Here is an 11,893-nt window from a genome sequence, read left to right on the forward strand (position 1 = left end):
CATGCGGCTCGGCGCGGTGATCATCACGATGGGCGACCGTCCCGATGATCTGCGTGCGCTGATCGACTCGGTCGCCCGCCAGGAGGGCGACCCGATCGAGATCGTCGTGGTCGGGAACGGCGCCCCGGTGGGCGCCGTTCCGGCCGGCGTGCGGACGGTCGAGCTGCCCGAGAATCTCGGTATCCCCGGTGGCCGCAATGTCGGCATCGAGGCATTCGGCTCGGCCGGTGGCGATGTGGACGTCCTGCTCTTCCTCGACGACGACGGGCGCCTGCCGAACACCGACACCGCCGAACTGGTCCGCGAGGCGTTCGCCGCCGACCCCGTACTCGGCATCGTCAGCTTCCGGATCGCCGACCCCGAGACCGGGCTCACCCAGCGCCGGCACGTGCCGAGGCTGCGTGCCTCGGACCCGCTGCGATCCTCCCGGGTGACGACCTTCCTCGGTGGCGCCAACGCCGTGCGGACGAAGGTCCTCGCCCAGGTCGGCGCGCTGCCGGGCGAATTCTTCTACGCCCACGAGGAGACCGACCTCGCCTGGCGGGCCCTGGACGCCGGCTGGATGATCGACTACCGCGCCGACATGGTGCTCAATCATCCGACCATGCCGCCCTCCCGGCACGCGGTCTACCACCGTATGGTGGCCCGCAACCGGGTCTGGCTCGCCCGCAGGAACCTGCCCGCGCCGGTCGTCCCGCTCTACCTCGGGGTGTGGCTGCTGCTGACCCTGCTCAGGCGGCCGTCCGTTCCCGCGTTGAAGGCATGGTTCGGCGGATTCCGGGAAGGCTGGGCGTCACCCTGCGGACCCCGGCGCCCCATGAAGTGGCGTACGGTATGGCGGCTGACCCGGCTGGGTCGACCTCCTGTCATCTGACAAGCTCGGCTCTGAGAGCATCTCGCATACCCCCGGGGCCGGGCCGATCGTGCCTGTGCCCGTTCGGCTGCGCATCTTGAACACGAAAGTTTCAACTTGTGAGTGACACAACCCATGAGGGTGCGATCGCTGTGAGCGCCCCGCCGTCGCCCGACGACGGTCTGACTCCGGCGGAGCTAGCCGCCAAGTACGGCCTGGCGGTGAGCGGCGCCCGCCCCGGACTGCGTGACTATGTCCGGCAGCTGTGGGGCCGGCGCCACTTCATCCTGGCCTTCTCCAGCGCGAAGCTCACGGCCCAATACAGCCAGGCCAAGCTGGGCCAGCTCTGGCAGGTGGCCACCCCGCTGCTGAACGCTCTTGTCTACTATTTGATCTTCGGCCTGATCCTGGGGACCAGGAAGGGCATGCCGCAGGAAGTCTTCATCCCCTTCCTGGTCACCGGCGTCTTCGTCTTCACCTTCACGCAGAGTTCGGTGATGGCCGGCGTCCGTGCGATCTCCGGCAATCTGGGGCTCGTCCGGGCCCTGCACTTCCCCCGGGCGTCGCTGCCGGTTTCCTTCGCGCTCCAGCAGCTCCAGCAGCTGCTGTTCTCGATGATCGTGCTGTTCGTCGTGGCGATCGGCTTCGGCAGCTATCCGTCCCTGAGCTGGGTGCTGATCGTGCCCGCGCTGGCGCTCCAGTTCGTCTTCAACACCGGTCTCGCGCTGATCATGGCGAGGCTCGGCAGCAAGACACCGGACCTCGCGCAGCTGATGCCGTTCGTGATGCGTACCTGGATGTACGCCTCCGGCGTCATGTTCTCCATCCCGGTCATGCTGAAGGGCAAGCCGTCCTGGATCGCCGACGTGCTCCAGTACAACCCGGCCGCCATCTACATGGACCTCATCCGGTACGCGCTGATCGACGGATACGGCTCCTCGAACCTGCCGGCGCACGTCTGGCCGGCCGCGCTCGCGTGGTCCGTGTTCCTGGGCGTGGTCGGTTTCGTGTACTTCTGGAAGGCTGAGGAGCGGTACGGCCGTGGCTGACGACAACGTGCAGGGACGTATCCCCACCGTCATCGCCGACGAGGTGCACATCGTGTACCGCGTCAACGGCGGCAGCGGCGGCAAGGGCAGCGCCACCGCCGCGCTGAGCCGCATCATCCGCCGCGAGAAGGGGGAGTCGCGAGGAGTCCGCAAGGTCCACGCGGTCCGTGGGGTCACCTTCACCGCGTACCGGGGCGAGGCGATCGGCCTGATCGGGACGAACGGCTCCGGGAAGTCGACCCTGCTGCGCGCCATCGCCGGTCTGCTGCCGACGGAGAGCGGCAAGGTCTACACGGACGGCCAGCCCTCCCTGCTGGGCGTCAACGCCGCGCTGATGAACGACCTCACCGGCGAACGCAACGTCGTTCTCGGCGGTCTGGCCATGGGTATGTCGCGCGAGCAGATCCGCGAGCGGTACCAGTCGATCGTCGACTTCTCCGGTATCAACGAGAAGGGTGACTTCATCACCCTCCCGATGCGGACCTATTCCTCCGGCATGGCCGCCAGACTCCGGTTCTCCATCGCCGCCGCCAAGGACCACGACGTCCTGATGATCGACGAGGCGCTGGCCACCGGTGACCGCACGTTCCAGATCCGCTCCGAGCAGCGGATCCGGGAGCTGCGCAAGGAGGCAGGCACGGTCTTCCTGGTCAGCCACAGCAACAAGTCGATCAGGGACACCTGCGACCGGGTGCTGTGGCTGGAGAAGGGCGAGCTGCTCATGGACGGCCCGACCGACGAGGTCATCAAGGCGTACGAGAAGGAGACCGGCAAGTAGTCCGGTCAGGAGACCGGCACGTGGTCCGGTCCGCGACGCAGGCCCCCGCCGGACGGCTTCGGCGGGGGCTTCGTGGTGCGGGGCTCGCGGCGGGGCCTCGTGGGCACCCGGCGCGTCCTCGGTGATCGTGAAGCGGCCGGGCGCATCATGGCGGGGCCCCGGCCCCCGGCGAGGCGCCACAGGGCGCCGGCCAGGGCCGGGAGATGTGGGGCCGGGAGGCGTGGGCCGGGAGGCGTGGGCCGGGAGGGAATGCGGCGCGGCGTCCGGGGTCCGATCGTCAAAGATCGGTCAAGTCCCTTGGCCCTGGGGAAGGTTGGCCGGGAATACGTCGTTCTTGTACTGCGCTCAACACCCCGTCGTGGTCCTCTTAGTTGTACAACGTAAGCTGTCCTGGTGCTGATTCGTGGCAAGTGGGGTCATACTCCCCGAGCATCCCGCCCGCCGAACGGCCTTCGGCACCGGGAGGAACGGGCGGCGTGTCCGAAATGGGATGTATTGCGTCAGCAGTGTAGAACGGGAGATGTGACGGCAATGACGGAAAATCTCCAGCTCCGCGAGGATTCCGCCGTCCCCGTGCCGGGAAGTCGACAGTGACGGGCCCCCCGCAGGTGCGCCCCGACACCTCCTCGCGCGCGACGCTGGACAAGGCCACGGACGAGAACTTCCCCGTGGCCCCCTTCTTCCTGCCCCGCGCCTGGCGCGACGACCTGATGGCCGTCTACGGCTACGCCCGGCTCGTGGACGACATCGGCGACGGCGACCTCGCCCCCGGTGGCGCGGACGCCCGCCACCTCGGTGTCGACGCCGGGCGGGCCGACGACCGGCTCGTCATGCTCGACGCCCTGGAGGCGGATCTGCGGCGCGTCTTCGAGCCGGGTGCCCCGGCCCCGGGACACCCCCTGCTGCGCGCCCTCGCACCGGCCGTACGGCGCCGCTCGCTCACACCCGAGCCGTTCCACGGGCTGATCGAGGCCAACCGCCAGGACCAGCTGCTGCGGCGGTACAAGACGTACGACGACCTCCTCGCCTACTGCGAGCTGTCCGCCAACCCCGTCGGCCGCCTCGTCCTCCAGATCACCGGCACCGCGAGCCCCGAGCGCGTCCGCCGCTCCGACGCCGTCTGCACGGCGCTCCAGATCATCGAACATCTCCAGGACGTGACCGAGGACCTGGGCCGCGACCGTATCTATCTCCCCGCCGAGGACATGGCGCGATTCCATGTCACCGAGGCGGATCTGGCCGCCGCCACCGGCAACGCGTCGGTGCGCGCCCTGATCGCCTACGAAGCGGAACGAGCCGGGCGGCTGCTGAATGAAGGCACCCCTTTGGTGGGTAGCGTCCACGGCAGGCTCAAGCTGCTGCTCGCCGGATTCGTGGCCGGAGGGCGTGCCGCCCTCGCTTCGATCGCGGCCGCCGGGCACGATGTGCTCCCCGGACCGCCCAAACCCACCAAGCCACGTCTGCTGCGTGAAGTGGGAGCTGTCTTGCGAAGTGCGCACAGAGAGGGGTGAGCCGGAACGTGGAGGGACAGACGCCCATGTCCGCGCCGGTACTGGCGGCCTACAGCTACTGCGAGGCCGTCACCGGACAGCAGGCACGTAATTTCGCCTACGGCATCAGGCTGCTGCCGACCGACAAGCGGCAGGCCATGTCCGCGCTGTACGCCCTCTCCCGGCGGGTGGACGACATCGGGGACGGCACACTCGCGCCCGACATCAAGCAGGCCAGGCTCGACGACACCCGTGCCCTCCTGGACAGGATCAGGAAAGGCGCCGTGGACGAGGACGACACCGACCCCGTCGCGGTCGCCCTCGCCGACGCGGCACGCCGCTTCCCGATCCCGCTCGGCGGACTCGACGAGCTGATCGACGGCGTGCTGATGGACGTGCGCGGCGACACGTACGAGACCTGGGACGACCTCAAGACGTACTGCCGGTGCGTCGCGGGCGCCATCGGCCGGCTGTCGCTCGGCGTGTTCGGTACCGCGCCGGACGCGCCCGGCGCGGAGCGCGCCTCCGAGTACGCCGACACGCTGGGGCTCGCCCTCCAGCTGACCAACATCCTCCGGGACATCCGCGAGGACGCGGGCAACGGCCGTACGTATCTCCCCGCCGACGATCTCGCCAAGTTCGGCTGCTCCGACGGCTTCCACGGCACCACCCCGCCCACCGGCTCCGACTTCGCCGGTCTGGTGCACTTCGAGGTCCGCCGCGCCCGCGCGCTGTTCGCCGAGGGCTACCGGCTGCTGCCCCTGCTCGACCGGCGCAGCGGCGCCTGCGTCGCCGCCATGGCCGGCATCTACCGGCGGCTGCTCGACCGCATCGAGCGCGACCCCGAGGCCGTCCTGCGCGGCCGGGTCTCGCTGCCGGGACACGAGAAGGCGTACGTCGCCGTGCGCGGGCTCTCCGGCCTCGACGCCCGGCACATCTCCCGGCAGACCGTCAGGAGACGCGGATGACGCCGCGCGTCGCCCCGGGGAGCGGGCAGGCCGTTGTGCCCGGCGTGCGACGACCGGCGCGCACCGGCGCGGCGCGGCCGGCGGCTTTCCCGCACGCCCGGCGCCCGTACGGCGCCGGAATCGCGCCGTACGCCGGCGCGCACCGGCGGGGCACCGGCCACCGCGCGGCGGGCCCCGCTCCGCACGCCGGGTGGGCGGCACAGCTTTCGAACGCACACGCTGATCATTGCCGGGCAACCCCGGACCGGCGCGTGGCGTCACTGACACCGACGGCCGGAGGGGGGAACACGCATGACGACGGATGACTCCACGCGATCCCGCCACGCGGTCGTGGTCGGGGCGGGGCTCGCCGGGATCACCGCCGCCCTCCAGCTCGCCGACGCCGGAGTGCGGGTGACGCTCGTCGAAGGACGGCCCCGGCTCGGTGGCCTCGCCTTCTCGTTCCGCCGCGGTGACCTCACCATCGACAACGGCCAGCATGTCTACCTGCGCTGCTGCACCGCCTACCGCTGGTTCCTCGACCGGGTGGACGGCGCGGCGCTCGCGCCGCTGCAGGATCGTCTCGACGTGCCCGTTCTCGATGTCGGATCCGCCCGCGGGCCACGGCTCGGGCGGATCCGGCGCAACGCCCTGCCCGTACCGCTGCATCTCGCTCCCGGGCTCGCGGCGTACCCGCACCTCTCGCTCGCCGAGCGCGCCTCCGTCGGGCGCGCCGCACTCGCTCTCAAGCGGCTCGACCCCGCGGACCCCGCGCTGGACGGTATCGACTTCGCCACCTGGCTGGGCCGCCACGGACAGTCGGACCGGACCATCGAGGCGCTCTGGGACCTCGTCGGCGTGGCGACCCTGAACGCCACCGCCGCGCACGCCTCCATGGGACTCGCCGCGATGGTCTTCAAGACCGGGCTGCTCTCCGAGCCGGGCGCCGCCGACATCGGCTGGGCGCACGTCCCGCTCGGCGACCTGCACGACACCCTGGCGCGCAAGGCACTCGACTCCGCCGGCGTACGCACCGAACTCCGCACCCGGGTCGGCTCGGTCTCCCGCGCCCCGGAAGGCGGCTGGCACGTCGAGGTGGACGGCGAGCGGCTCGACGCGGACACCGTCGTCCTCGCGGTACCGCAGCGCGAGGCCCACGCCCTGCTGCCCGAAGGCGCGCTCGACGACCCCGACCGGCTGCTCGACATCGGCACCGCGCCGATCCTGAACCTGCACGTCGTCTACGACCGCGCCGTGCTGCGCCGGCCCTTCTTCGCCGCGCTCGGCTCCCCGGTCCAGTGGGTCTTCGACCGCACCGACGCGTCCGGCCTCAAGGACGGCCAGTACCTGGCGGTCTCCCAGTCGGCCGCCGAGGACGAGATCGACACGCCCGTCTCCGCCCTGCGCGAGCGCTACCTGCCCGAACTGGAACGGCTCCTGCCCGCCGCCCGGGGCGCGGAGGTACGCGACTTCTTCGTCACCCGGGAGCGGACCGCGACGTTCGCGCCCGCCCCCGGGGTGGGCCGGCTGCGTCCCGCCGCCCGCACCCGCGCCCCCGGCCTCTTCCTGGCCGGCGCATGGACCGCCACCGGCTGGCCCGCGACCATGGAGGGCGCTGTACGCAGCGGCTTCAGCGCCGCCGGCGCGGCACTCTCCGAGCTCGGCCACCGCCATGAACACCCCCTGCGGGAGGCGGCATGAGCCCGAGTACCGCACCAACGAGTACTGGAACAAGAGGAGAGACCGTGCCGACTGTGCCCCCGGCGAATCCGGCTGTCGACACCGTGGAGGTCAATGCGCTGCTGGAACGGGGGCGGAGCCTGTCCACCCCGGTACTGCGCGCCGCCGTCGACCGGCTCGCCGCGCCCATGGACACCGTCGCCGCCTACCACTTCGGCTGGATCGACGCGCAGGGCCGGCCCTCCGACGGCGACGGCGGCAAGGCGATCCGTCCGGCGCTCGCGCTGCTCTCCGCCGAGGCGGCCGGCGCGGCCCCCGAGAAGGGCATCCCCGGCGCGGTCGCCGTGGAGCTGGTCCACAACTTCTCACTGCTCCACGACGACCTGATGGACGGTGACGAGCAGCGCCGCCACCGCGACACCGTCTGGAAGGTGCACGGCCCGGCCCAGGCGATCCTCGTCGGCGACGCCCTGTTCGCGCTCGCCAACGAACTGCTGCTGGAGCTCGGCACCCCGGAGGCGGGCCGCGCGACACGCCGGCTGACCACCGCGACCCGCAAGCTGATCGACGGTCAGGCGCAGGACATCTCCTACGAGCACCGCGAGCGGGTCACCGTCGAGGAGTGCCTGGAGATGGAGGGCAACAAGACGGGCGCCCTGCTCGCCTGCGCCGTCTCCATCGGCGCGGTCCTCGGCGGCGCCGACGACCGTACGGCCGACACGCTGGAGGCGTACGGTTACCACCTCGGTCTCGCCTTCCAGGCGGTCGACGATCTCCTCGGCATCTGGGGCGACCCCGGGTCCACCGGCAAGCAGACCTGGAGCGACCTGCGCCAGCGCAAGAAGTCCCTGCCGGTCGTCGCCGCGCTCGCCGCGGGCGGTCCGGCGTCCGAACGGCTCGGCGAGCTGCTCGCCGCCGACGCCAAGAGCAATGACTTCGAGCACTTCTCGGAAGAGGAATTCGCCATCAGGGCGGCGCTGATCGAGGAGGCGGGCGGCCGGGAGTGGACCTCGCAGGAGGCCCGCAGGCAGCACGCCGTCGCCATCGAGGCCCTGGATGGTGTGGACATGCCGGTACAGGTCCGGGCGCAGCTCACCGCGCTCGCGGACTTCGTCGTCGTACGAAAGAGATGATCACCATTCCCATATGCATCGCAGTCGCCGTCCGCAGCCCGTGAGGCGTCGGACGACGGAGACCCCAGCACAGCAGAAATCCACTGCACGAAGGGGAAGCCATGACAGCGACGACCGACGGAAGCACCGGGGCCATGGGACCCCGCGCAGCCTCGGCCAGTGAACCGACCATGACGACACCCGTCGCGGGCGGCGACCTCCTGGTCGCCGCCGAGCGGGCCACCGCACGATCCGTCGAGCATCTGCTCGGCCTCCAGGACGCCGAGGGCTGGTGGAAGGGCGACCTGGAAACCAATGTGACGATGGACGCCGAGGACCTGCTGCTCCGTCAGTTCCTCGGCGTGCAGGACGCCGGGACCACCGCGGCGGCCGCGCTCTTCATCCGCGGTGAACAGCGCGGTGACGGCACCTGGGCCACCTTCTACGGCGGCCCCTCGGATCTCTCCGCCACCATCGAGGCGTACGTCGCCCTGCGGCTCGCCGGGGACCGTCCGGAAGACCCGCACATGGCCCGCGCCGCGCAATGGGTACGGGAACAGGGCGGCATGGCCGGCGCCCGGGTCTTCACCCGGGTCTGGCTCGCCCTCTTCGGCTGGTGGAAGTGGGACGACCTCCCCGAACTCCCACCCGAACTGATCTTCCTGCCCTCGTGGTTCCCGCTGAACATCTACGACTTCGGCTGCTGGGCGCGGCAGACCATCGTGCCCCTCACCATCGTCTCGGCGAAGCGGCCGGTCCGGCCCGCTCCCTTCGCCCTCGACGAACTGCACACCGACCCGGCCGACCCCAGCCCGGCCAAGCCCTTCGCCCGCGTGGCCAGTTGGGACGGCGTCTTCCAGCGCCTCGACAAGATCCTGCACGCCTACCACAAGGTCGCACCGCGCCTGCTGCGCCGTACCGCGATGAACGCGGCAGCCCGCTGGATCATCGAACGGCAGGAGAACGACGGCTGCTGGGGCGGGATCCAGCCGCCCGCCGTGTACTCCGTGATCGCCCTGCACCTGCTCGGTTACGACCTGGACCACCCGGTCATGCGCGCGGGACTCGCCTCCCTCGACCGGTTCGCCGTCCGGCGCGAGGACGGCGCCCGGATGATCGAGGCCTGCCAGTCGCCGGTCTGGGACACCTGCCTCGCCACCATCGCCCTCGCCGACGCGGGGCTCAGCCCGGACCATCCGGCGCTGGTCAAGGCGGCCGACTGGATGATCGGCGAACAGATCGTCCGCCCCGGCGACTGGTCGGTACGCAGGCCCGGACTCACCCCGGGCGGCTGGGCGTTCGAGTTCCACAACGACAACTACCCGGACATCGACGACACCGCCGAGGTCATCCTCGCGCTGCGCCGGGTCGGGCACCCCGACCCGGAGCGGCTCGACGCGTCCATCGAGCGCGGCGCCCGGTGGACCATGGGCATGCAGTCCCGCAACGGCGCCTGGGGCGCCTTCGACGCCGACAACAGCAGCCCGTTCCCCAACCGGCTGCCCTTCTGCGACTTCGGTGAGGTCATCGACCCGCCGTCCGCGGACGTCACCGCGCACGTCATCGAGATGCTCGCCTTCGAGGGCAAGGCCCATCTCCCCGGCGCCCGGCGCGGCATCGAGTGGCTTCTCGCCGAACAGGAGACCAGCGGGGCCTGGTTCGGACGCTGGGGGGTCAACTACGTCTACGGCACCGGTTCGGTGGTGCCCGCCCTGACCGCCGCCGGACTGCCGGCCTCCCATCCCGCGATCCGCCGCGCCGTCAGCTGGCTGGCGTCCGTGCAGAACGACGACGGCGGCTGGGGCGAGGATCTGCGTTCGTACCGCGAGGAGAAGTGGATCGGGCACGGCGCCTCGACCGCCTCCCAGACCGCCTGGGCGCTCCTCGCGCTCCTCGCGGCCGGGGAGCGCGAGAGCGGAGCCGTCGAGCGGGGCATCGCCTGGCTCACCGGGACACAGCGGGAGGACGGCTCCTGGGACGAGCCGTACTTCACCGGCACCGGCTTCCCCTGGGACTTCTCCATCAACTACCACCTCTACCGGCTGGTCTTCCCGCTCACGGCGCTCGGCCGCTATGTCCACGGGGAGCCGCTGGCGGCTCTCGCGGGCAGCCGCAAGGGGGTCTGATGGAACGGTCCTCCGGGCCGGCCGGGCCCCCGGCGTCCCTGCTGATCGCCTGCGCGCTCGGCATCGAGCGGCTCGCCCTGCGCGGGGGCGGCCGCGGTGACGCGCTGGGCACGGTGACCGTCATCCGCACCGGCATGGGGCCCAAGAACGCCGAGCGCGCCGTGGCGCGCGCGCTCGGAGAGGACCGGAACAGGGGCGCGGCCGTCATCGCGTCCGGGTTCTGTGCCGGACTCACCCCCGGGATGAATCCGGGGGATCTGATCGTCGCCGACGAGACCCGGGGCCCGTACGGCTCCACACCCTGTACGGGCACCGGGCTGCTCGTCGACGCGCTGACCCGCGCCCTACCGGGACGCGCGGTCCACACCGGTCCGCTGACCGGCTCCGACCACGTGGTGCGCGGCCAGGAACTGGCCGATCTGCGCACCACGGGGGCGGTGGCGGTGGACATGGAGTCCGCCGCCACGCTCCGGATCGCCCTGAGCACCGGGCCCCGCCCGGTTGCGGCCGTCCGGGTGGTCGTGGACGCTCCGGAGCATGAGCTCGTCCGCATCGGCACCGTGCGCGGTGGAATATCAGCCTTCCGCGTTCTCCGTGCCGTCCTTCCCGCTTTCCATGAATGGCACCGTTCTTTGCTGCTCCCCAGGAGGTGAGCTAGATGGCCATGCCGCTCCGTCAGACCATCAGGGTCGGGACGTACCTCTTCGAACAGAAGCTCCGCAAGCGTGAGAAGTTTCCGCTCATCGTCGAGCTGGAACCCCTCTTCGCCTGCAATCTGAAATGCGAGGGCTGCGGCAAGATCCAGCACCCGGCCGGCATCCTCAAGCAGCGGATGCCCGTCGCGCAGGCCGTCGGGGCGGTGCTCGAATCCGGGGCACCGATGGTCTCCATCGCCGGTGGCGAGCCGCTGATGCATCCGCAGATCGACGAGATCGTGCGGCAGCTGGTGGCCAAGAAGAAGTACGTCTTCCTGTGCACCAACGCGATGCTGATGCGCAAGAAGATCGAGAAGTTCACGCCCTCGCCGTACTTCGCCTTCGCCGTGCACATCGACGGGCTGCGGGAACGGCACGACGAGTCCGTGGCGAAGGAGGGAGTGTTCGACGAGGCGGTGGAGGCCATCAAGGACGCCAAGCGGCGCGGCTTCCGGGTGACCACCAACTCCACCTTCTTCAACACCGACACCCCGCAGACCATCATCGAGGTGCTCAACTACCTCAATGACGAACTGAAGGTGGACGAGATGATGATCTCGCCCGCCTACGCCTACGAGAAGGCCCCCGACCAGGAGCACTTCCTGGGCGTCGAGCAGACGCGGGAGCTGTTCAAGAAGGCGTTCTCCGGCGGCAACAGGGCACGCTGGCGCCTCAACCACTCGCCGCTCTTCCTGGACTTCCTCGAAGGCAAGGCCGACTTCCCGTGCACGGCGTGGGCCATCCCCAACTACTCGCTCTTCGGCTGGCAGCGCCCCTGCTACCTGATGAGCGACGGGTACGTGCCGACGTACCGGGAGCTCATCGAGGAGACCGACTGGGACAAGTACGGCCGCGGCAAGGACCCGCGGTGCGCCAACTGCATGGCGCACTGCGGCTACGAGCCGACCGCCGTCCTCGCCACCATGGGCTCCCTCAAGGAGTCCTTGCGGGCCGTCCGGGAGACGGTCGGCGGGAGCCGGTGACGACATGACCGCTGGAGAGCCTGTCGTACTGGGGCTCCCCGAGCTGCCGGCCCGGCCGATCGCGATGCGCCGCGTTTCGCGGCGCATCCAGGTCGGGTCGGTGGCGGTCGGTGGGGATGCGCCGGTTTCGGTGCAGTCGATGACGACGACGCGTACGTCCGATATCGGGGCGACGTTGCA

General features: G+C 70.7%; 11 protein-coding genes. All 11 read left to right on the top strand.

Going from position 1 to position 11,893, the window contains the following annotated elements; translation table 11 throughout:
- Window position 1 precedes the first annotated feature (1 nt).
- Entirely contained in the window at window positions 2-874 is an 873-nt protein-coding gene (locus ACIBAE_RS08200; protein WP_399283077.1) for a glycosyltransferase family 2 protein, read from the top strand.
- A gap of 98 nt (window positions 875-972) precedes the next feature.
- Window positions 973-1,902, top strand: a complete 930-nt coding sequence (locus tag ACIBAE_RS08205; RefSeq protein ID WP_399283037.1) for an ABC transporter permease — start codon at window positions 973-975, stop codon at window positions 1,900-1,902.
- Entirely contained in the window at window positions 1,895-2,680 is a 786-nt protein-coding gene (locus ACIBAE_RS08210) for an ABC transporter ATP-binding protein (RefSeq protein ID WP_399283038.1), read from the top strand. Before ACIBAE_RS08205 ends, ACIBAE_RS08210 begins: the two co-directional genes overlap by 8 nt.
- A gap of 590 nt (window positions 2,681-3,270) precedes the next feature.
- Entirely contained in the window at window positions 3,271-4,191 is a 921-nt protein-coding gene (gene hpnC, locus ACIBAE_RS08215; RefSeq protein WP_399283039.1) for a squalene synthase HpnC, read from the top strand.
- Window positions 4,188-5,138 (top strand): presqualene diphosphate synthase HpnD, encoded by a 951-nt coding sequence (hpnD, locus tag ACIBAE_RS08220; RefSeq protein WP_399283040.1) that lies wholly within the window; start codon window positions 4,188-4,190, stop codon window positions 5,136-5,138. The genes hpnC and hpnD overlap by 4 nt, the downstream gene beginning before the upstream one ends.
- 291 nt (window positions 5,139-5,429) lie before the next feature.
- Window positions 5,430-6,818, top strand: a complete 1,389-nt coding sequence (hpnE, locus tag ACIBAE_RS08225) for a hydroxysqualene dehydroxylase HpnE (RefSeq protein ID WP_399283041.1) — start codon at window positions 5,430-5,432, stop codon at window positions 6,816-6,818.
- A gap of 53 nt (window positions 6,819-6,871) precedes the next feature.
- Window positions 6,872-7,930, top strand: coding sequence for a polyprenyl synthetase family protein (locus ACIBAE_RS08230; protein ID WP_399283080.1), 1,059 nt, complete (start codon window positions 6,872-6,874; stop codon window positions 7,928-7,930).
- A gap of 101 nt (window positions 7,931-8,031) precedes the next feature.
- Window positions 8,032-10,035, top strand: a complete 2,004-nt coding sequence (gene shc / locus ACIBAE_RS08235; RefSeq protein ID WP_399283042.1) for a squalene--hopene cyclase — start codon at window positions 8,032-8,034, stop codon at window positions 10,033-10,035.
- Complete coding sequence (locus ACIBAE_RS08240) at window positions 10,035-10,688, top strand: 1-hydroxy-2-methyl-2-butenyl 4-diphosphate reductase (protein ID WP_399283043.1); 654 nt, start codon at window positions 10,035-10,037, stop codon at window positions 10,686-10,688. Before shc ends, ACIBAE_RS08240 begins: the two co-directional genes overlap by 1 nt.
- 5 nt (window positions 10,689-10,693) lie before the next feature.
- Complete coding sequence (gene hpnH / locus ACIBAE_RS08245) at window positions 10,694-11,713, top strand: adenosyl-hopene transferase HpnH (RefSeq protein WP_399283044.1); 1,020 nt, start codon at window positions 10,694-10,696, stop codon at window positions 11,711-11,713.
- A gap of 4 nt (window positions 11,714-11,717) precedes the next feature.
- The coding region (locus ACIBAE_RS08250) for a flavodoxin-dependent (E)-4-hydroxy-3-methylbut-2-enyl-diphosphate synthase (protein WP_399283082.1) at window positions 11,718-11,893 on the top strand (176 nt) is incomplete at its 3' end.

It is taken from the genome of Streptomyces sp. NPDC051569 (genome assembly GCF_044454085.1).
Lineage (GTDB): Bacteria > Actinomycetota > Actinomycetes > Streptomycetales > Streptomycetaceae > Streptomyces.

Bases quoted from the DNA above. Each gene is read 5' to 3' on its own strand.
- hpnH (WP_399283044.1), top strand. From the start codon at position 10,694: ATGGCCATGCCGCTCCGTCAGACCATCAGGGTCGGGACGTACCTCTTC.
- hpnE (WP_399283041.1), top strand. From the start codon at position 5,430: ATGACGACGGATGACTCCACGCGATCCCGCCACGCGGTCGTGGTCGGG.
- ACIBAE_RS08240 (WP_399283043.1), top strand. From the start codon at position 10,035: ATGGAACGGTCCTCCGGGCCGGCCGGGCCCCCGGCGTCCCTGCTGATC.
- shc (WP_399283042.1), top strand. From the start codon at position 8,032: ATGACAGCGACGACCGACGGAAGCACCGGGGCCATGGGACCCCGCGCA.
- ACIBAE_RS08200 (WP_399283077.1), top strand. From the start codon at position 2: ATGCGGCTCGGCGCGGTGATCATCACGATGGGCGACCGTCCCGATGAT.